Genomic DNA, 19,279 nt, shown 5'->3' with positions numbered 1-19,279 from the left:
CGTCCCGCGGGACGTGTCGCATTCCGGCGGATATAATGGAACCGGTTCCAGCGGGCCTGCCAGAGCTGTACAGTGTTGGAAACGGGTCCAAGGGCGGAGGCTGGAATGAGCGCAATTGCGGATGTCGCACGCCTCGCCGGCGTCGCGAAGGCCACAGCCTCCCGTGCCCTGAGCGGTCGTGGCTATGTGTCGGAGCAGACCCGGATCAAGGTCATCGCTGCAGCCAGGGAGATCGGTTACGTCGCTTCACCCAACGCGGCCAGCCTCGTCACCGGCCGAACCAAGAGCATCGGCGTGATCATCCCGTTCATCAGCCGCTGGTTTTTCTCCGAGGTTCTGGAGAGCATGGAACAGGCGCTGCTGGACAAGGGGTACGACATGACCCTCTACAACCTGCCGGCACCCTCACCCGAACGAGAGAGGGTCTTCGAGTACTTCCTCGCGCGCAAACGCTTCGACGGAGTGATCTCGGTCGGTGTGGCGCTCAGCGATGAGGAGGTCACCCTGCTGCACCGTCTGGGCCGCCCGCTGGTCGGAATCGGCGGACCCATCCGCGGCGTGGACACGATCGCCATCGACGACGTTGCCGCGGCCCGGCTCGCCACCGAGCACCTGCTCAGCCTGGGGCACACGGACATCGTGCACATCGGCGGCAGCAAAGAAGACGAGATGGACTTCCAGGTGCACAGCAACCGGCTCACCGGTTTCTACGCCGCCATGAGCGCCGCCGGCCTGCCCACCGAACGCTCGGGCCTGTTCTACGCCTGCGAGTTCACGATGCCGGGCGGCTACGAGGTGGGCCTCGCCGTGTTCGGCGACCCGCGCACCCGCCCCACCGCGGTCTTCGCCGCGAGCGACGAGATCGCGATCGGTTTGATCGTCGCCGCCAGGGAACTGGGCATCCAGGTGCCGGCCGACTTGTCCGTGATCGGGATCGACGGACATCCGTATGCCGATATGTTCCGTCTGACCACCCTTGAGCAGCACCCGCGCACACAGGGCCGGCTCGCGGTGCAGGCCCTCCTGACGGAATTGGAGAACCCCACTCAGCACGGCGACGAGGATCACCTGACCCGGCTGCCCACGAACCTGGTCATCCGCTCGAGCACCAGCGGCCCACGGCTCACCCACGGGGGCTGACACCGTGCGTCGGGCCTGACGGAACGGGCATAACGACAGAAGGCGCCGCATCCGATGGATGCGACGCCTTCTCTGTGTGGACGGCTTGCGCCGTCACGCCTCTACGAGAAGCAGAGAACCCCTCGCGGGGCCCCGACTACTTGAGGACTGCGGTGGCGCCGGCAGCTTCGAGAGCAGCCTTGCCCTTTTCAGCGGCTTCCTTGGAAACGCCTTCGAGGACGGCCTTCGGCGCGCCATCGACGACGGCCTTGGCCTCGCCGAGGCCCAGGCTGGTGAGCTCGCGCACAACCTTGATGACCTGGATCTTCTTGTCGCCGACAGCCTCGAGGATGACGTCGAAAGCGGACTGCTCTTCGACCTCTTCAACGGGGGCGGCGGGACCGGCAGCGCCGGCAGCGGCGACCGGTGCAGCGGCGGTGACCTCGAAGGTCTCCTCGAACGCCTTGACGAACTCGGAGAGTTCGATGAGGGTGAGGCCCTTGAACTGTTCGAGCAATTCCTCGGTGGAAAGCTTTGCCATGATTTTTCTCCCTATAGTTTCTTAGTTACTCACCGCGATGCCAGGCAGATGCCTAGTTCGCGGACTCCTGCTTCTCACGCAGCGCGTCGATGGTGCGAACAGCCTTCGACAGCGGTGCGTTGAACAGATATGCGGCTCCGAACAGCGAGGCCTTGAATGCGCCGGCCAGCTTGGCCAGCAGCACTTCGCGGGACTCGAGGTCGGCGAGCTTGCCTACCTCTGCGGCGGTGAGCGGGTTACCGTCGAAGTAACCACCCTTCACTACCAGGAGAGGGTTTGCCTTGGTGAAGGCACGCAGGGTCTTCGCAACGGCGACAGGGTCTCCGTGAACGAATGCGATTGCGGACGGACCGACAAGCTCGTCGTCAAACGACGTGATGCCGGCGTTGTTCGCCGCAATCTTGGTCAGCGTGTTCTTCACCACGGCGTACGTGGCGTCCGCACTGATGGAAACGCGCAGCGACTTGAGCTGCGCAACAGTGAGACCGCGGTACTCGGTGAGCAGAACGGCGGTCGAGCTCTGGAATTTCTCCGTAAGCTCGGCGACCGTTGCTTCCTTGTTCGCCATGGCGCTCCTCTTGGTTTCATGTGCCGGTAGCCCGGGGAGCAGACATGAAAAAAGCTCCGGCGCAGGCGCCGGAGCTGGGAACGCATTCCAGTGAATGCAGTCTGACTTCGAATCCTGCGCGGGCCGTTCACGTGAATGAACCTTCGATTGCCAGTGCATTTCTACACGGCAATAACCGGCGGTCTTTGGCTTTCGCCCACGATACGGGATGGTGGAGGCCGGTGCAAATCGGTATCCGTTCACTGCATCCCCGAACCCGCCTCCCGCTGCCTGCTGCCCGCTGCCCGCCTGCGACTCCTGAACCCGACCCTGAACCAATTCGACGGAGATTTTGCCCGAAATGGCCGGTTTCGGGTTCAAAACCTTGTTCTGGAGCAAAATCTCCGTCGAATTCGCATGGCGAACCGGGCAGACCACGCACCGGCACGGGACGGGATCAGGCGAGCGCGACGGGGAGGGAGACGAGGAAGCACGTGAAACCGGGGCGGCTCTCGACCTCGATCTCGCCCTGGTGCGCGGCCACGACCGCGTGGGCGATGGCCAGGCCGAGGCCCGTGCTGCCCGTTCCCCGGTAGCGCGTGCTGTCGCCGCGGGTGAAACGCTCGAACAGTGTGGCCCGGAGGTTCTCGGAAATGCCGGGGCCGTCATCCGTCACTGTCAGGATAACGCGGTCGTTCTGGCGCGCGAGGGCCACGTCGACCGTGGTCTCGGGGGGCGTGTGGATACGCGCGTTGGCGAGCAGGTTGGCGAACACCTGGTGCAGCCGCGCGGCATCACCGACGATTTCCACCGGCTCGTCGGGCAGCTCCAGGCCCAGCACCCGTCCCGGGCCGGCGGCGTGGGCGTCGCTGACGACGTCCACGATCAGGCTGGTCAGGTCGACCGGGCTGCTGACCAGCTCCCGGCCTTCGTCGAGACGGGCGAGGAGCAGCAGGTCTTCGACCAGGCCGGTCATCCGCACCGATTCCGACTCGATCCGCCCCAGGGAATGCAGCGCGTCCGGCGGCAGTTCCTGGTCGGAGCGGCGGGTGAGTTCGGCGTAGCCGCGGATCGACGCCAGCGGCGTGCGCAGCTCGTGGCTGGCGTCGGCGACGAACTGGCGCACCTTGCGCTCACTGGCCTGACGTGTTTCGAGCGCCACGTCCACGTGGTCGAGCATGCGGTTCAGCGCCGATCCCACCCGGCCGACCTCGGTGCGGGGGTCGGTGTCGGCGGCCGGTACCCGGTCGACGAGCGAGACCTCCCCACGGTCCAGGGGGAGCTCGGACACCCGCGCCGCCGTCTCGGTCACGCGCACCAACGGGCGCAGGGCGAGCCGCACGATCCAGGTGGCCAGAATCGCGACGATGAGGATGCCGACCAGGGAGACCACCGCAATGATGATGCCCAACTGGGTGACCGTGTTCTGCACCCCGGAGAGCGGCAGGCCCACCAGGTAAAGGGTGCCGTTGCGGGTCGTGTCGGCCCTGACCCGGTAGCTGCCGGCGTCTTCGCCGAGATGCACCGTCACCGCGGTCGATTCCCGCATCTGTTCGGCCAGCAACTGCACCTGCTCACCGGTCAGCTTGGCGATCTCGCCGCTCTCCTCCTCCGTGTAGCCGGCCGTGACGGTCGAGCCGTCGTAGACCAGGGCCAGCGTTCCAGGCTGCTGGGCCGGACCGGACAGAATCATCTGCGCCGTCGGTGTGAAGAGTGCCCCGTTGCCGCCCTCGTCGTCCGCATCCCGGCGCACGTCGATCACGGCGCCTGACCGGTCCGACGCGCTTTGCAGCTGCTGGTCGAGGCCGTCGATCAGGGAGGCACGGAGAATGGCGACGCTGACCATCCCGATACCAATACTGACCAGGGCGAGGAGGCCGACGACGGCGAGCACCAGCCGCCGGCGCAGGGTCCACGGCGCGCGTCGCCGGCGAGCTCCCGGCTCGCGGGGAGAATTCGGGGTCACGAAGCGGTCTTCAACATATAGCCGGCGCCGCGCACCGTGTGGATCATCGGCACGCGGCCGGCGTCGACCTTCTTGCGCAGATAGGAGATGTAGATCTCGACGACGGAGGACTTGCCGCCGAAGTCATAGCTCCACACCCGGTCGAGGATCTGGGCCTTGCTGAGCACCCGCCGGGGGTTGCGCATCAGGAAGCGCAACAGTTCGAATTCGGTGGCGGTCAGCTCGATCGCGTCTCCCCCGCGGAACACCTCGTAGCTGTCCTCGTCGAGGGTGAGGTCGCCGACCGAAATGCGGGGATCCAGGGAGTCGGCCACGGTGAGGGTGGACCGGCGGATGAGCCCGCGGAGCCGGGCGACGACCTCTTCAAGGCTGAACGGTTTGGTGACGTAGTCGTCGCCGCCGGCCGTCAGCCCCTTGAGCCGGTCGTCGAGGGAGTCCTTGGCCGTGAGGAAGAGCACGGGCGTCTCGTGGCCGTCCGAGCGCACGCGTTGCAACACCTGCAGGCCGTCGAGGTCGGGCAGCATGATGTCGAGCACGATCGCATCCGGCCGGAATTCGCGGGCGATCGTGAGCGCCTGACGCCCCTCGCCGGCCGTGCGCACCTCCCAGCCCTCATAGCGCAGCGCCATCTGGAGCAGATCGGTCAGCGTGGGTTCGTCGTCGACCACGAGCACCCGGATGGCGCTGCCGTCCGCCCTGGTCAGGCGCGGTGCGCGGACCACTCGCTCGTTCTCGCTAGTGCTCATGATTACCAGTATCCGAGTGTTGGCTATGAATCGGCTATGCGCAGTCTTGGTCTCTGCTGTGACGCGAAACCGTCATCCGTCCGCTGTCGCCCCGCAGCCATAGCGCGACGGCTGATGCCGCCCGGCGTGGGCAGGCCCGGCGAACAGGCACAATGGAACAGTGACGAACCAGCTGCTCTCCCTGTTCGATGAGGAGGTGCATCCGTCGCCCGTCGATGCCCGGCCGGTGGCGCCCCTGGTCGCCGCGGCGCACCTCCGGCGCATCGTTGCCGATTCCACCGACCGGGTGACCTGGCTGCGGGCCCGCGCCCAGGGGATCACGGCCACGGATGTCGCCAAGCTCGCCACCCCGAAATCGCTGCAGACCGCCGTCTACGACAAGCTCAACGGCAGCAGCTTCAACGGCAACAGCTTCACGGACCACGGGCGCGCCCGGGAGCCCGAGATCGCGGCCTGGGTGCTCGGCCGCTACGGCATCGAGCCCAGCACGGCCCTGTTCCACGCGGCCCACCACCGGCGGCACCTGGCCACCCCCGACGGCGTCGGCACCGGTTCAGGCCAGGGTGCCGGCGGCCTTGAACTGGCCGAGATCAAGACGACGAGCAAGGCCTGGCGCAGCATCCCGCGCTCGTACTTGCGTCAGGTGTGGTGGCAGCAGTACGTGCTCGGCGCCGAACGCACCCTGCTCGTCTGGGAACAGCACCAGGACTTCGTCCCCGTGAATGCCGAGCCCGAGTGCCGGTGGATCGACCGTGACGAAGACCAGATCGCGATCCTGGTGGGGTACGCCAACAACCTGATCGCCCTGCTCAACCAGCAGACCACCTCGGGTCCACCGCCCGCGCAGGCCTGACCGGTCGTCCACCGGTCGTCCACCGGTTTCGCAGCGCGCGGATGCCCGCGGGAAAGCCGCTTGCCGGGTGTCGCAGGCGGCTTTCCCCTCGGCGTCACGCCACTACTGATCGAGCAAGTTCGCGCCGCTTCGGGTGCGGTACGACTTTTTCAGATGAGCCGGGCGGAGTGCTGAGTACTGGCTCGGTGGGGGGATGATCCGAACCCAAGAGAGACCGGATGCGGGAAACCAGGGACTCTTCCACACACCGGGGTCGGTCCCCCTTTATGTGGACAGACTATGCGCCTGGCCCCCCTTCCAGCCAGACCTCGCCGCCACCAGATTCGGCCTCTTGCACCCCCAATTCGAGGGACACCGGGATGTGCCGGTTTGTCCCGGTTGTGCCCCGGCGGCGCGCAACCCACGAGAGAATGGGCAGATGGGAAACGCCACGAATCACTCACCGACCATGCGCGCCCTCGTGATCGACCGCCCCGGCCCGGCCGACGAGCTGCACCTGGCCGAGGTGGACGCCCCGATCGCGATTTTTGATGAACTCCTCGTGCGGGTCGTCGCCGCCGGAGTCAACCCGATCGATGCCAAAACCAGGGCCGGCGGCGGCGTCACGAAGGCCATCCGCGGCTACCCGACCGTGCTCGGACTCGATTTCAGCGGCGTCGTGGTCAGCGCGCCCTACGAGGCGTTCCCGCTGCAGCCCGGCGACGCGGTCTTCGGCATCGCCCGCGTGCCCCGCACCCCCGGCAGCTACGCCGAGCTGGTGACCGTCTCCAGCCTGAACGTCACCCGCAAGCCCGTGCGACTCAGTCACGTCGAGGCGGCCGCTGTACCGGTAGCGGCGCTCACCGCGTGGGGCATGGTCGTGGACCTGGCCGCGGCGGCTCCCGGGCAACGGATGCTCATTCACGCCGGCAGCGGCGGGGTCGGCCATTTCGCCGTGCAGTTTGCCAAGGCCTTCGGCGCCCACGTGACCGCGACCGGGTCGACCCGCAACCTTGATTTCCTGCGAGAGCTCGGCGCCGACGTCGTCATCGACCACACCCAGACCCGGTTCGACGAGGTGCTCTCCGGGCTGGACGCGGTGATCGACCTGGTCGGCAATGTTCACGACAACACCGGCACTCGGTCGCTCGGCGTGCTGCGCCCCGGCGGAATCCTGGTGAACGCGCCGACCGGAAGCTGGCCGACCATGGTGGAGGAGGCCGTGGCCGCGGGCATCCGTGCCACCGGATTCAAGGTGGCGCCCTCCGGGCACACCCTCGACGTCATCACCGAACTCATCGACGACGGCGCCGTGCGGGTGCACGTGGACCGGGTGTTCCCCCTCGCAGAAGGCGCGGCGGCGCACCGCCTGATCGAGGAGGGACACACACGCGGCAAGATCGTGCTGCGGGTGACGGATGACCCGACCGGCTCCTCTGCGGACTCTGCCACTGCCTCTGCCTCGACCGCTGCCGGCTCCGACTCTGCCGGGCCTCGCTCGTGAGCGGCGACGGCCCGTCCCTCGTCTGGTTCCGCGACGACCTGCGCCTCGCGGACAACCCGGCCCTGCAGGCCGCGCTCGAACGCGGCAAGCCGATCGTGGCCGTGTACGTGCTGGACGAGGAGTCCCCTGCGGTCCGGCCGCTCGGTGGCGCGGCCCGGTGGTGGCTTCACGGGAGCGTGACAGCGCTGGCCGACTCGCTGGAACGCCTGGGCGGCCGGTTGACGCTGCGCCGGGGGCCGGCCGAGGACATGATCATGGCGCTCGCGGCATCCGTCGGCGCCGACGCCGTATTCTGGAACCGTCGCTACGGCGCCGCCGAGCGCGAGGTGGACACCCGGATCAAGTCGAACCTCACCGCGGCCGGAACGGAGGCCCGCAGCTTTGCCGGCGCTCTCCTGTTCGAGCCGTGGACGATCCAGACCGGCCAGGGGGGCACCTACTCGGTGTTCACCCCCTTCTGGCGGGCGTGCACGGCCGGCCCGCCGCCGCGCGCACCCTACCCCGCACCCGAGTCGATCCCCGGCTTCCCCGGAGAGATCCCCTCCGACGCGCTCGCGAGCTGGGGCCTCCTGCCGACCCGGCCCGACTGGGCGGCCGGGCTGCGGGGCGCCTGGCAGCCCGGCGAGGACTCCGCTCACCGCCTGCTCGAGACCTTCCTGAGCGAGTCCCTCACTCGGTACGGCGACGAGCGCGACGAGCCGGCCCAGGCGGTCACCTCGCGTCTGTCGCCGCACCTGCGCTGGGGCGAGATCAGTCCATTCCAGATCTGGCATGCAACCGAGCGGGCCAGGATCGGCCTCACCGGGCCCGCCCAGGCCAGTGCGACCCGATTCCTTACCGAGATCGGCTGGCGGGAGTTCAGCTACCACGTGCTGTTCACCAACCCCACCCTCGCCACCGTCAACCTGCGGCCCGAATTCGACGCTTTCCCCTGGCCGAAACTTGACCAGCGCGTGCTCGAAGCCTGGCAGCGCGGCCGCACCGGGATCTCGCTCGTCGACGCCGGCATGCGAGAACTCTGGCGCACCGGCAGCATGCACAATCGAGTGCGCATGGTGACGGCATCGTTCCTGATCAAGAACCTGCTGATCGACTGGCGGCTCGGAGAGCAGTGGTTCTGGGACACCCTCGTCGACGCCGACGCCGCGAGCAACCCGTTCGGCTGGCAGTGGGTGGCCGGGTCCGGCGCCGACGCCGCCCCCTTCTTTCGGGTCTTCAACCCGGAGCTGCAGGCGAAGAAGTTCGATCCAAACGCGGAGTATATCCGTCAGAACGTGCCGGAATACGGCACGGATGCCTACCCGGCCCCGATCGTCGACCTCGGCGAGACGAGACGGGCGGCCCTCGCCGCCTACGAACAGATCAAGGGGATGAAGGAGCAGTCGATCGCGGCCCGCGCGGCCGGGGCGGAGGGCACCGGTTAGAGCGCCCGCTCCAGCACGAAGTCGTCCTCGTACCGTTCGCCCACCAGGAAGCGCTTCTCGCCGACCGTGACGAACCCGTTCTTCTCGTAGAAGCGAATGGCCCGCGCGTTCTCCTGGTTCACGCCCAGCCAGCTGCCGGCCGCGCCCCGCGCCCGGGCGGCGTCCAGGGTCGCGTTCATCAGGGCCGCCGCCACCCCGCGGCCGTGCGTCTCGGCGCGCAGGTAGCACTTGCTCAGTTCCGCCGTGGGTCGGATCGTGGCCGCCGCCCGCGCATCGTCATCGGCCGGCTCGGCGAATACGAGCATCGTGTAGCCGAGCATGACCCCGGCCTCCCCGGCCACTTCGGCCACGAGAATCAGCCGGTCCGGGTCGGCCAGGTAGGCGTCGAAGTTGCCCTCCGCGAGCACGTCACGCAGGAACGCGGCGATGGCCTCGGCCGAGGTGTGTGGCGGGCAGGCGAGCGCGAAGGTGGCGACGGCCAGCTCGGCCAGCGCCGCGGCATCCGTCGCCGTCGCCGTGCGAATCTCGATCACCGATCCAGCTTATCGACGACCCCACCAGCCCACCACTGCATGCGAGAGCGCGCACGATGCCCCCTCAGTAGTGCTGAACGGGCTGAGTGCGCGCTTACGCGGCCAGGAGCTACAGGTAACGGGCGTACGCTCCCACGGTGAGGAACGTCGGGAACTCGGGCTCGAGCGCGCATGCCCGGAACACCTCGAGCGCGTCGTCGAACCGGTCTCCGGGCGTGCGCTCGAGTGCCTCGTAAACGTCGACGAGCTGTTCCTCGACCCAGGTTCCGTCGATCCGGATGCCCTCGGCGGTGATCGAGCCCAGGTGGATCCACTGCCAGATCTGTGAGCGGGAGATTTCCGCGGTCGCGGCGTCCTCCATCAGGTTGTCGATGGCCGCCGCGCCGACGCCGCGCAGCCAGGACTCGATGTAGCGCAACCCGATCGTGAGGTTGTCGTGAACGCCGGCCTCGGTGATCTGCCCGCCGACGGACTCCACGTCGAGCAGCTGGGCGGCCGTGACGCTCACCTCGGCGCGGGTGCGGTGCAGCTGGTTCGGCTGGTCGCCGAGCACGCGGTCGAACTCGGCTTGGGCCGTCGGGATGAGGTCCGGGTGCGCCACCCAGGTGCCGTCGAAGCCGTCGGTGGCCTCGCGCTTCTTATCGGCGGCCACCGCCTCGAGGGCACGCCGGGTCACCTCCGGGTCGCGCCGGTTCGGGATGAACGCGCTCATTCCGCCGACGGCATACGCACCGCGCCGGTGGCAGGTCGACACCAGCAGCTCGGTGTAGGCACGCATGAAGGGCACGGTCATCGTGATCTGCTTGCGGTCGGGGAAGACGAACCGGCTCCCGCGGGTGCGGAACGTCTTGATGATGCTGAAGATGTAGTCCCAACGTCCGGCGTTCAGGCCTGCGCAATGGTCACGCAGCTCGTAGAGGATCTCCTCCATCTCGAAGGCGGCCTGGATCGTCTCGATCAACACGGTGGCCCGGATGGTGCCGTACTCGATGCCGAGGCGGTCCTCCGAGTGACTGAAGATATCGTCCCAGAGACGGGCCTCGACATGGCTCTCGAGCTTCGGCAGGTAGAAGTACGGCCCGCTGCCGCCCTCGATCAGGTGCTGCGCGTTGTGGAAGAAGTACAGCCCGAAGTCGACGAGGCTGCCGGACGCGTTCGTCCGGCGGTTCGCGCGGTCGACGAACGTCAGGTTCTTCTCCACCAGCTGCCAGCCGCGCGGGCGCATCACGATGGTGGGCGTGGCGCCGGTGGCGTCGCCGGTGACGGCGTATTGCTTGCCCTCCGGGCTGGTGAAGCTCAGCTGACCGCGCACCTGGTCGAACAGGGTCAGCTGGCCCTCGACGACGTTCGCCCAGGTGGGGCTGGTGGCGTCTTCCTGGTCGGCCAGCCAGACCTTCGCGCCCGAGTTCAGCGCGTTGATGGCCATCTTGCGGTCGGTCGGCCCGGTGATCTCCACCCGGCGGTCGACCAGCCCGGGACCCGCACCGGCAGCCGTCCAGGTGAGGTCACGACGGATGTGCGCGGTCTCGGTGAGGAATCCCGGGTCGCGCCCATTGGAGGCATCCACGCGCTTGCGCAGTCGAGTCGCCAGCAAGTCCTGCCGCGTACCGGCGAACCGGTCGTGCAGCTCGGCCAGGAATACCAGCGCCTCCGGCGTGAGGATCTCCTCATAGCGCGGACCGAGATCGCCGGTGATCTCGAGGTGCGGTTCGATGGTGGCAAAACTGCCGGTGTTCGTGGTCAGACTGGCGGCCTGGACCTGGTCGGATGTCGCCAGGGGCGGGGTGTTCATGGGCTGAGCTCCTTCGGAAGTTGAACGGGGAGGGCTGCGTGACTGGCGCCGCCTGGGGAAAGCGCCATTGCTTGCCTGATTCCCACTGTGGACTAGGAGACCCGGTCACGCCGTCGCCGGCATAACAGAAGAACAGCATTTCTTCTGGCTACGAGAAGTTATCCCCGGAGTATGTGAGCATGGGGCATGGTCACCGTCGATCCCGCCTTCCGCTCCTCCCTGTCCGCGGCTCCTCCCGAGGAGGCAGGGCTCGATGCGCTCACCCTGGGGCGGCGCATCCGTGAACTGCGCACGAACCGGCGCATGACTCTGGACGCCCTTGCGGCCGCCATCGACCGGGCACCCTCTCAGGTGTCGATGATCGAGAACGGCAAGCGCGAGCCGCGCCTGTCGATGCTGCGCACCATCGCGACCGCGCTCGGCACCACGGTCGACGACCTATTGAAAACGGATGCCCCGTCCGAGCGGGCGGCGCTGGAAATCGCCGTCGAGCGCGCTCAGCGGGGCCCCGTGCTTACCGCCCTCGGACTGCCGCATATCCGTGTTGGCCGGGGAACGAGCGACGAAATATTGCAGACACTGCTCAGCCTGCACAACGAGATCCTGCGCCTGCACCGGGAGCGGGCGGCGACCCCGGAGGAGGCCCGGCGAGCGAACGTGGAGCTGCGAGCCACCATGCGGGCCCGGGACAATTACTTTCCCGAGCTCGAGGCACAGGCGCAGCGCCTGCTCGCCGCGGTCGGCCACACCGGCGGGCCGGTTTCCCACCAGGTGGTGGCCGACATGGCGACCCATCTCGGCTACTCGCTGCACTACGTGGGCGACCTTCCGAACTCGACCCGCTCGGTGACGGACAAGCGCAACCGGCGCATCTACCTGCCCACCGAGCAGTCGGCGTCCCGCGACTCCCGCTCCCCCATTCTGCAAGCGTTCGCCACCCTGCTCTGCGAACACGAGGAGCCCGGAAACTATGCGGAATTTCTGTCTCAGCGGGTGGAGACCAACTATCTGACCGCGGCCATCCTGCTGCCCGAAAAAGACACCGTGAAACTCCTCACCGAGGCGAAGAACCTGCGACGTATCTCGATGGAGGATCTGCGGGACGCCTTCGCGGTGTCCTATGAGACGGCGGCGCACCGGTTCACGAACCTCGCCACCGCGCGGCTCGACATCCCGGTGCACTTCATGAAGGTGCACGAGTCCGGCACCATGATCAAGGCGTACGAAAACGATTCGGTGCGCTTCCCGAGCGACGCGCTCGGCGCGGTCGAGGGCTCGACGGTCTGCCGCAACTGGACCGCGCGCACCGTCTTCCACGTCGCCGACCGGTTCAGCCCCTGGTACCAGTACACCGACACCCCGAGCGGTACCTTCTGGTGCACCTCGCGCATCGAGAAGGCCAAAGAGGGCGACTACTCCGTCAGTGTGGGCGTGCCGTTCACGCACGTGAAGTGGTTCCGTGGCCGCGAAACCAACAACCGGGCCGTGTCCACCTGTCCCGACGAGTCGTGCTGCCGCCGCGCGCCCGAGGAGCTCTCGGAGCGCTGGTCCGGGCAGTCCTGGCCGGCCGCGCGCACGCCCACCAGCCTGCTCGCGGCCCTGCCCACGGGCACCTTTCCCGGCGTCGACCAGACCGAGGTGTTCCAGTTTCTGGAGTCGCACGCGCCGGTGAGATGAGAGCGGGGCGGGCACATGGCCGACGGGGACCGCGCCTGAGATGATGAACGAGTAGCAGAGCCGCGCCGAACAAAGGACGATCCGTGGGCACGACCATTTTCGAGCGGGCCAGGCCCGCCGCATCCGTCATCGCGGGCGCCCTCGCCGACACCCGCTCCGCGCCGTTCTGGCTGGACGACGTGTCTCCGCAGACCGGCTACCCGACCCTCACGGCCGACCTCGACTGTGATCTCGCCATCGTCGGCGGCGGCTACCTCGGACTCTGGACCGCCGTGCTCGCTCAGCAGGAGAACCCGGGCGCTCGCGTGGTGCTGCTCGAAGCGCGCACGATCGGCTGGGCTGCGTCGGGCCGCAACGGCGGTTTCTGCGAGGCCAGCCTGACCCACGGCGAGGAGAACGGCCGACGCCGCTGGCCGACGGAGATCGACCGGCTCACCGAACTCGGCCTCAAGAACCTCGACGAGATCGAGCGGGCCGTCACCGAGCTCGGGCTGAAGTGCGACTTCGAGCGCACCGGCGCCATCGACCTGGCCGTCGAGGAGCACCAGGTCGACTGGCTGCGCGAGGAACCGACCGGAACCGACAGCGTGTTCCTGGATGCCGCGGCCCTGCGCGCCGAGGTCGGCTCCCCCACGTACCTGGCCGGCATCTGGCACAAGCGAAGCAACGCGCTCGTGCACCCGGGTAAGCTGGCTACCGAGCTCGCCCGGGTCGCCACCGAACTTGGGGTCGAGATCTTCGAACACACCCCGGTGAAGAACCTGGACACGCAGGGACTCAGTCCGGCGCAGGGCACCCGGCTCCGCACCGAGTCGGGTGTGGTGCGGGCGACGAAGACCGCGCTGGCGACCAACGTGTTCCCTTCGCTGCTGGCCCGCAACCGCCTGTCCACGGTGCCGGTCTACGATTACGTGCTGATGACCGAGCCGCTGTCGCCCGATCAGCTCACCGCCATCGGCTGGCAGAAGCGGCAGGGGCTGAGCGATCTGGCCAACCAGTTCCACTACTACCGGTTGAGCGCAGACAACCGCATACTCTTCGGCGGCTACGACGCGATCTACCACTACGGAGCCCGAGTGCGGAGCGGCTATGAGAACCGGCCGGAAAGCTTCCAACAATTGGCCGGCCACTTCTTCACCACATTTCCGCAGCTGGCCGGGCTGCGCTTCAGCCACCAGTGGGCCGGCGCCATCGACACGTCGACCCAGTTCTGCGCGTTCTATGGCACGGCCCGCGGCGGACGGATCAGCTACGCCGCCGGGTTCACCGGTCTGGGCGTGGCCGCGACGCACTTCGCGGCGAAGGTCATGCTCGACCAACTGGCGGAGCGCAGGACCGAGCGCACGCAGCTGGAGATGGTGCGCGGGCGGCCGCTCCCGTTCCCACCGGAGCCCCTCGCTTCGATGGGCATCCAGACCACGCGCTGGTCACTCGACCGCGCCGACCACAACCGAGGCCGCCGCAACATCATCCTGAAGACGCTCGACGCGCTGGGCCTCGGCTTCGACTCGTAGGGCTCGATAGCGCTCGATAGCGCTCGGAACCCTGGCAGCGTCCGCGGCCCGAACGAATTCGACGGAGATTTGGCTCAAAACGGTTTAAACCACGTTGGGAGAGCGCTCCATCCTTAAAATCTCCGTCAAATTGGTTCGACGGGCGGGGTGGGTGAGCCACGGCATCCGTGGGTCCGAGGCAACGGATGCCGCGGCGCGGCTCAGGCCTCCCCGGGTTCAGGTCGGGACGGCGCTGATCAGGAGATAGCGGTCGCCGATGACCTCAAAGGCCGTGCTGGTGGCCTGCACGATGTCCATCTGATTCGACAGGTCGTTCAGGAGGTCCATGATCGGCCGGTATTCCAGCTGGCTGCGGATCTGACCCAGCACCCGTTGCGACCCTCGGTCACACCGACGCGGTCGGTGTGCGGTTCCATCTCGCGCAGGCATTGTTCCGCCCGCGAGATGAACAAGGCCACCGACCGCGGAAACAGCCGGCCTCGTAGGCCCCCGACGGAGCGCCGGATGGTCGTCCCCGAAGGCCCGCTGGCCTCGGTCAACGACCGGGTTGGCCAGCAACCGTGCGGTCATGTCTCCCTGCTCCAGGCTGCAGAAGTGCCGCGCCTCATCGCGGCTGACGCCGGACTCGACCGTGGGCCGCTCCTCCTGCTCGATCACGCGGGGCACCGCGGCCAGCGGGACGGGCCGTGAGCGAGGTGAGCTCGGGGAACATTTCATCCCCCGGCGCGGGGCGCGCCCCGTCCAGCGCGTCCAGCCGCTCAGCCCGCAAGACTGCGGTCCGCCATAGCCCTCGACGAGGTCAACCATGCTGGGCTCGTAGCGGCCCGGTGTTGCCGGAATCTTCTCCCCACAAGACACCATGGTTGTATGCAACAGTGCCCCCCGATTCAGGGTCCATCTCAGAGGAATATGGCGTAGTGAGCACCGGGATTCGAGAAGATTGCATACAGTAAAACCCCCTGGATCGAGTCGGAACGGAGGGATGAGTCGTGAAGACCTTCCTCCCCTCCTGGCAATCCCCCGGCGAACCTCATTGCTCTCTCGCCCGTCGGCCCCGACGTCGGCCGACGATGAGCCTGTCCCCTCCGACGGATTCCGCGCCACGGCACTGCTCGACCTGCGCGGTCTGCAGATTACCGAGAGCACCCAGACGGGTGCCCCGGTGCTGGCCACGGGCATCTCCCTCTCGGTGGCGCAGGGTGAGGTCATCGGCCTGGTCGGTGTCACCGGTTCCGGGGCACGCGAGATCGCTCTGGCCATCCCGGGCCGGCTGCCCGAACCGGCGGTGATCGCGGCCGGCTCCATCCTGATCGACGGTATCGAGCTCGTCGGGGCATCGCGGCGCGCCCTCAACCGGCTGCGCGACGCGAGAATCTCTCTCATTTCCCCTGCCGCGCCCACGGGCCTGGCCCCGGACCAGGTCATCGGCCGCCAGCTCGCCCGAACCCTGCGCCGGACAGGGGGTCTGTCCCGAACGGATGCCGCCCGGCGTGCGTTGGAACTCCTCGAGAAGGTCGGGCTGCCGGATCCGCAGGCGACGTCGCTGGTGGTTCCGACCCAGCTCGAACCGACCGCGCTGCTCCAGGTGACGATCGCGGCCGCGCTCTCACAGCCCCCGGACATCCTGATCCTGGACGAGCCGACGCGCGCCGTCGAGGCTGCGGGCGAGCCCTCCGCACTGGAGCTCTGCCGCGGGTTCGTCCAGGAGTTCGGACTGTCGATCATCGTGGTCTCCCGGAACCTCGGCCTGGCGGCCGCCACCTGCGACCGAGTGGCGGTCGTGGAGGCGGGACGGGTCGTCGAGCAGGCTTCGGCGGCTGAGATCCTCGCTTCACCGCGGCATCCGCACACCCACAGCCTGCTCGAGGCGGCCCGCTCCGCGCGCGGCTGACCGGTTCCGGTTAGGCCGGTTCCGTTCGCGATCCGGACCGACCCGGCGACACCGCGTTGCGCGCTGCGAGGATGTGCGAGCGCATGGCGACCTCGGCCCAGAGTGCGTCTCCCGACCATAGCGCCGTGAGGATGTCGCGGTGGTGGTGGTTGCTGCCGGCCCGGAAGACGGCGGCGTCGCGGCGGAAGAGCGAGGCCATCATCGGGGCGCGGCCGACGGACGTGGCCAGGGCCATCAGCTGGGTGACGCCCGACGCGGCCACGATGATGCGGTGGAATTCGGCGTTGAGCACGCCCAGCCGGCCGATGCCCTCGGCGTCGGTTGCGCGCACGAACTCCTCCATGGCGTCAATCAGGATGGCCAGCCGGTCGAGGTCGGCCGGCTCGATCCGCGCCGCCGCGAGGCCCGCCGCCCTGCTCTCGAGAGCCGCGCGAAGAAAATACGTCTCGCAGATCTGCTCGGTGGTCCATTCCACGACCGTGGCACCCCGGTTCGGCACGAACTCCACCAGGCCGGCCTCGTCGAGCCGGCGCAGCGCCTCGCGCACGGGGGTGCGGCTGACGCCGAGTTCCTGGGCCAGCGCCGTCTCCCGCAGCGTGGCCCTGGCGGGCAATTCCCCCGAGAGGATGCGCGCACGCAGGTTCGCGAACACGGTCTGTCCCCCCGTCACCCCCACTGTGCTCCTCCCCCGTCGATCGGCCTGACGGCCAATCTGCTTGCCACTATGTCACATCGCGGCCTCAGGAGAACGCGTTCAGGCCGGTCAGGGCCCGCCCGAGCACGAGTTGGTGGATTTCGTCGGTGCCCTCATAGGTGCGCACCGATTCCAGGTTCGCCAGGTGGCGCATCACCGGGAATTCGCTGGTAATGCCGTCGCCGCCGAGGATGACGCGGGCCTCGCGGGCGATCTGGATCGCCTCGCGCACGCTGTTGAGCTTGCCGATGCTGATCTGGGTGGGGGTCAGCGTGCCGCGCTCCTTGAGCCGACCGAGGTGCAGGGCCAGCAGCACCCCCTTCTCGTATTCCACGAGCATGTCGGCGAGCTTGGCCTGGATCAACTGGGTGGCCCCGATCGGTTTGCCGAACACCTCACGGGTCTTCGCGCGCAGGATGGCGGCGTCGAGGCAGCTGCGGGCGGCGCCCATGGCCCCCCAGACGATGCCGAAGCGCGCCTCGTTGAGGCAGCCGAACGGCCCGGACAGCCCAGCGGCACCGGGCAGGATCGCATCGAATGGCACCTGCACGGCGTCCAGGTGCACGTCGCACTGGATCGACGCACGCATCGAAAGCTTCTTGCCGATGGGGATGGCGGTGAAACCGATACTGTCGGTCGGAACCAGGAAGCCGCGCACACCGGCATCCGTTTGGGCCCAGACGATCGCGACGTCGGCGATGCTGGCCAGGCCGATCCAGCGTTTGGCACCCTCGATCACCCAGCCGTCGGCGCCCCGGGTGGCGGTGGTCGCCATCGCGGCCGGGTCGCTGCCGCCGGTCGGTTCGGTCAACGCGAAGCAGCCCACGAGCTGGCCGGCGGCCATGCCCGGCAGCCAGCGCTGCTTCTGCTCCGCAGACCCATACTTGTGGATGGCCGACATCGCCAGCGAGCCCTGCACCGAGACGAAAGTGCGCCAGCCGCTGTCAGCGGCCTCCAGCTCGAGGCAGACCAGCCCGTAGCTCACCGCCCCCGCGCCGGCGCAGCCGTACCCGGTGAGGTGCATGCCGAGGAACCCGGCCGCCCCGAGTTCAGGGATCAGCTCGGCCCGGAAGTGCTTCTCCTCGAAGTCGTCCTCGATGGTCGGCAGGATGCGGTTGGTCGCGAAAGCGCGCGCCGCGCGCGCCCAGACGATCTCCTCCGGCTCGAGCAGGGCATCGAGGTCGAAGACGGTGTCGACCAGCGGGCTGGGCACAAGCGGGGTGGGGCGGCCTGCGGCGGTCACGAGAGTCCTTTGGGGGTCGGCGGAACACGATAGAGATCTGTGGCTGGTACGGGGGCTGGTACGGGGGCTCGCCCTGGGGCAGCGGTCGGGGACGGGGCGAGCCAGTCGGCGCCCTCGTGCTCGCCTAGCCGCGGCGGGCACAGGCGGTAGGCGGCCGGGCGGCCGGCGAGGTGGATGGGGTTGGCAACCTGGCGGCTGGTGCGGCCGGCCGCACCCAGTTCCACCACCGGGTCGAGCCCCAGCGCGGCGGCGAAGGCGAACGCCTCGTCGAGGGTGTTGACCTGGCCGGCCGGCACACCGGCATCGGTCAGAACGCCCACCCAGTGCGCCGCGGGCTCGGGCCGGAGCCGGTCCTCAATCAACTTTTTCAGCACCGTGCGGTGCCGCACCCGGTCAGCGTTACCGCGGAACCGGTCGTCGTCGGCCAAGGCGGGAGCCCCGAGCAGTCGCACCAGGGTGCGGAACTGGCGATCGTTGCCCACCGCGATCACCAGCGGCCGGTCGGCGGCGTCGAACAGCTCGTACGGCGCGATGCTCGGGTGCGCATTGCCCATCCGGGTCGGTGACTGCCCGGTCGCGAGGGTGCCCGCGGCCTGGTTGGTCAGGGCGGAGAGCAGGGTGGTCAGCAGGTCCACCTCCACCCGGTGGCCGGCGGTCCCGCTCGCGTCGGTCGCGTCACGCGCACGCAGGGCGAGTAGGACGCCGCTGACCGCGTTGAGCCCGGAGAGCACGTCCACGAGGGCCACCCCCACTTTGCTCGGCTCTTCGTCTGGGCGACCGGTGACGCTCATCAGCCCGCCGACAGCCTGTACGAGCAGGTCGTAGCCGGGCAGGCGGGCGCCGGCCCCCGCGCCGAAGCCCGTGATCGAGCAGTAGACCAAGCTCGGATTGACGGCCCGCAGCTGCTCGAAGCCCAGAGCAAACCGGTCCATCACGCCGGGCCGGAAGTTCTCCACCACGACGTCGGCGGTCTCGGCGAGTCGCCGGGCCACGGCCAGTCCCGCATCGGTGCCGAGGTCGCAGACGACGCTGCGCTTGTTGCGGTTCACCGACCCGAAGTAGGTGGAGTCCCCCTGCGCGTCGACCGGCGGCAGCCACTGCCGGGTGTCGTCGCCGGCCGGGCTCTCGATCTTGATCACGTCAGCGCCGAAGTCGGCCAGCATCATGGTGGCGTAGGGGCCGGCCAGTACCCGGGAGAAATCCGCGACCCGAAGGCCCGCCAACGGCTGCCCGGTTGCGTCCTGCGGCACGACCAC

General features: G+C 68.4%; 18 protein-coding genes. 8 read left to right on the top strand and 10 right to left on the bottom strand.

What is annotated here, in order from left to right; translation table 11 throughout:
* Positions 1-105: 105 nt before the first annotated feature.
* Positions 106-1,140 (top strand): LacI family DNA-binding transcriptional regulator, encoded by a 1,035-nt coding sequence (locus CXY79_RS08930; protein ID WP_104100773.1) that lies wholly within the window; start codon positions 106-108, stop codon positions 1,138-1,140.
* Positions 1,141-1,276: 136 nt separating this feature from the next.
* Here CXY79_RS08930 and rplL read toward each other — a convergent pair whose 3' ends face one another.
* From rplL to CXY79_RS08910, 4 genes are all read right to left on the bottom strand, one after another.
* Positions 1,277-1,660: a 50S ribosomal protein L7/L12 gene (gene rplL / locus CXY79_RS08925; protein ID WP_104100772.1), complete on the bottom strand. Its 384-nt coding sequence runs from the start codon at positions 1,658-1,660 to the stop codon at positions 1,277-1,279.
* 52 nt (positions 1,661-1,712) lie between these two features.
* Positions 1,713-2,228, bottom strand: coding sequence for a 50S ribosomal protein L10 (rplJ, locus tag CXY79_RS08920; RefSeq protein WP_104100771.1), 516 nt, complete (start codon positions 2,226-2,228; stop codon positions 1,713-1,715).
* Between the two features lie 436 nt (positions 2,229-2,664).
* Entirely contained in the window at positions 2,665-4,173 is a 1,509-nt protein-coding gene (locus CXY79_RS08915; RefSeq protein ID WP_233191379.1) for a cell wall metabolism sensor histidine kinase WalK, read from the bottom strand.
* Positions 4,170-4,919 (bottom strand): response regulator transcription factor, encoded by a 750-nt coding sequence (locus CXY79_RS08910; RefSeq protein ID WP_104100770.1) that lies wholly within the window; start codon positions 4,917-4,919, stop codon positions 4,170-4,172. Before CXY79_RS08910 ends, CXY79_RS08915 begins: the two co-directional genes overlap by 4 nt.
* Before the next feature lie 196 nt (positions 4,920-5,115).
* Here CXY79_RS08910 and CXY79_RS08905 point away from each other — a divergent pair, with 196 nt between their 5' ends.
* The 3 genes from CXY79_RS08905 (at position 5,116) to CXY79_RS08895 (ending at position 8,679) form a co-directional block, all read left to right on the top strand.
* Complete coding sequence (locus CXY79_RS08905; protein ID WP_369827964.1) at positions 5,116-5,772, top strand: YqaJ viral recombinase family protein; 657 nt, start codon at positions 5,116-5,118, stop codon at positions 5,770-5,772.
* Between the two features lie 418 nt (positions 5,773-6,190).
* Positions 6,191-7,255 (top strand): NADP-dependent oxidoreductase, encoded by a 1,065-nt coding sequence (locus tag CXY79_RS08900; protein WP_233191378.1) that lies wholly within the window; start codon positions 6,191-6,193, stop codon positions 7,253-7,255.
* Entirely contained in the window at positions 7,252-8,679 is a 1,428-nt protein-coding gene (locus CXY79_RS08895; RefSeq protein WP_104100768.1) for a deoxyribodipyrimidine photo-lyase, read from the top strand. Before CXY79_RS08900 ends, CXY79_RS08895 begins: the two co-directional genes overlap by 4 nt.
* Here CXY79_RS08895 and CXY79_RS08890 read toward each other — a convergent pair.
* Both CXY79_RS08890 and aceB read right to left on the bottom strand, forming a co-directional pair.
* Complete coding sequence (locus tag CXY79_RS08890) at positions 8,676-9,212, bottom strand: GNAT family N-acetyltransferase (protein WP_104100767.1); 537 nt, start codon at positions 9,210-9,212, stop codon at positions 8,676-8,678. The two genes, CXY79_RS08895 and CXY79_RS08890, sit on opposite strands and share 4 nt — an antisense overlap.
* Positions 9,213-9,321: 109 nt before the next feature.
* Positions 9,322-11,004 carry a malate synthase A gene (gene aceB / locus CXY79_RS08885; RefSeq protein WP_104100766.1) on the bottom strand — a complete coding sequence of 561 codons (1,683 nt, stop codon included), beginning with the start codon at positions 11,002-11,004 and terminating at the stop codon, positions 9,322-9,324.
* 186 nt (positions 11,005-11,190) lie between these two features.
* On the opposite strand from aceB, the gene CXY79_RS08880 reads away from it, so the two are divergent.
* Together CXY79_RS08880 and CXY79_RS08875 are read left to right on the top strand one after the other, a co-directional pair.
* Positions 11,191-12,681 carry an XRE family transcriptional regulator gene (locus CXY79_RS08880; RefSeq protein WP_104100765.1) on the top strand — a complete coding sequence of 497 codons (1,491 nt, stop codon included), beginning with the start codon at positions 11,191-11,193 and terminating at the stop codon, positions 12,679-12,681.
* 83 nt (positions 12,682-12,764) lie between these two features.
* Positions 12,765-14,195, top strand: a complete 1,431-nt coding sequence (locus CXY79_RS08875) for an FAD-binding oxidoreductase (protein ID WP_104100764.1) — start codon at positions 12,765-12,767, stop codon at positions 14,193-14,195.
* A 216-nt stretch (positions 14,196-14,411) separates the two neighbouring features.
* Here the strand turns inward: CXY79_RS08875 and CXY79_RS15970 are convergent, their stop codons facing one another.
* Positions 14,412-14,564: a hypothetical protein gene (locus tag CXY79_RS15970; protein ID WP_158250260.1), complete on the bottom strand. Its 153-nt coding sequence runs from the start codon at positions 14,562-14,564 to the stop codon at positions 14,412-14,414.
* 135 nt (positions 14,565-14,699) lie between these two features.
* Here CXY79_RS15970 and CXY79_RS08870 point away from each other — a divergent pair, with 135 nt between their 5' ends.
* Complete coding sequence (locus CXY79_RS08870) at positions 14,700-14,885, top strand: hypothetical protein (RefSeq protein ID WP_104100763.1); 186 nt, start codon at positions 14,700-14,702, stop codon at positions 14,883-14,885.
* A gap of 292 nt (positions 14,886-15,177) precedes the next feature.
* A complete protein-coding gene (locus tag CXY79_RS08865) occupies positions 15,178-16,086 on the top strand; it encodes an ATP-binding cassette domain-containing protein (RefSeq protein WP_158250259.1) in 909 nt (302 codons plus the stop codon).
* A gap of 10 nt (positions 16,087-16,096) precedes the next feature.
* Here CXY79_RS08865 and CXY79_RS08860 read toward each other — a convergent pair whose 3' ends face one another.
* From CXY79_RS08860 to CXY79_RS08850, 3 genes are all read right to left on the bottom strand, one after another.
* Positions 16,097-16,756, bottom strand: a complete 660-nt coding sequence (locus tag CXY79_RS08860) for a GntR family transcriptional regulator (protein ID WP_146068117.1) — start codon at positions 16,754-16,756, stop codon at positions 16,097-16,099.
* 70 nt (positions 16,757-16,826) lie between these two features.
* Positions 16,827-17,981 carry an acyl-CoA dehydrogenase family protein gene (locus tag CXY79_RS08855; RefSeq protein ID WP_104100791.1) on the bottom strand — a complete coding sequence of 385 codons (1,155 nt, stop codon included), beginning with the start codon at positions 17,979-17,981 and terminating at the stop codon, positions 16,827-16,829.
* 38 nt (positions 17,982-18,019) lie between these two features.
* Positions 18,020-19,273, bottom strand: coding sequence for a CaiB/BaiF CoA-transferase family protein (locus CXY79_RS08850; RefSeq protein WP_255409031.1), 1,254 nt, complete (start codon positions 19,271-19,273; stop codon positions 18,020-18,022).
* Between the last annotated feature and the right edge of the window lie 6 nt (positions 19,274-19,279).

The sequence above is a fragment of the Cryobacterium sp. M96 genome (assembly GCF_002929845.1).
In the GTDB taxonomy this organism is placed as follows: domain Bacteria; phylum Actinomycetota; class Actinomycetes; order Actinomycetales; family Microbacteriaceae; genus Cryobacterium; species Cryobacterium sandaracinum.
Note: the sequence above shows the minus strand (reverse complement) of the source record. Positions and strands in the feature narration are given on the sequence as shown.

What these genes read in the sequence shown, in the direction of transcription:
- CXY79_RS08930 (WP_104100773.1), top strand. Translation starts at nt 106, where the DNA reads ATGAGCGCAATTGCGGATGTCGCACGCCTCGCCGGCGTCGCGAAGGCC.
- rplL (WP_104100772.1), bottom strand. Translation starts at nt 1,660, where the DNA reads ATGGCAAAGCTTTCCACCGAGGAATTGCTCGAACAGTTCAAGGGCCTC.
- rplJ (WP_104100771.1), bottom strand. Translation starts at nt 2,228, where the DNA reads ATGGCGAACAAGGAAGCAACGGTCGCCGAGCTTACGGAGAAATTCCAG.
- CXY79_RS08910 (WP_104100770.1), bottom strand. Translation starts at nt 4,919, where the DNA reads ATGAGCACTAGCGAGAACGAGCGAGTGGTCCGCGCACCGCGCCTGACC.
- CXY79_RS08900 (WP_233191378.1), top strand. Translation starts at nt 6,191, where the DNA reads ATGGGAAACGCCACGAATCACTCACCGACCATGCGCGCCCTCGTGATC.
- aceB (WP_104100766.1), bottom strand. Translation starts at nt 11,004, where the DNA reads ATGAACACCCCGCCCCTGGCGACATCCGACCAGGTCCAGGCCGCCAGT.
- CXY79_RS08880 (WP_104100765.1), top strand. Translation starts at nt 11,191, where the DNA reads ATGGTCACCGTCGATCCCGCCTTCCGCTCCTCCCTGTCCGCGGCTCCT.
- CXY79_RS08870 (WP_104100763.1), top strand. Translation starts at nt 14,700, where the DNA reads ATGGTCGTCCCCGAAGGCCCGCTGGCCTCGGTCAACGACCGGGTTGGC.
- CXY79_RS08865 (WP_158250259.1), top strand. Translation starts at nt 15,178, where the DNA reads ATGAGTCGTGAAGACCTTCCTCCCCTCCTGGCAATCCCCCGGCGAACC.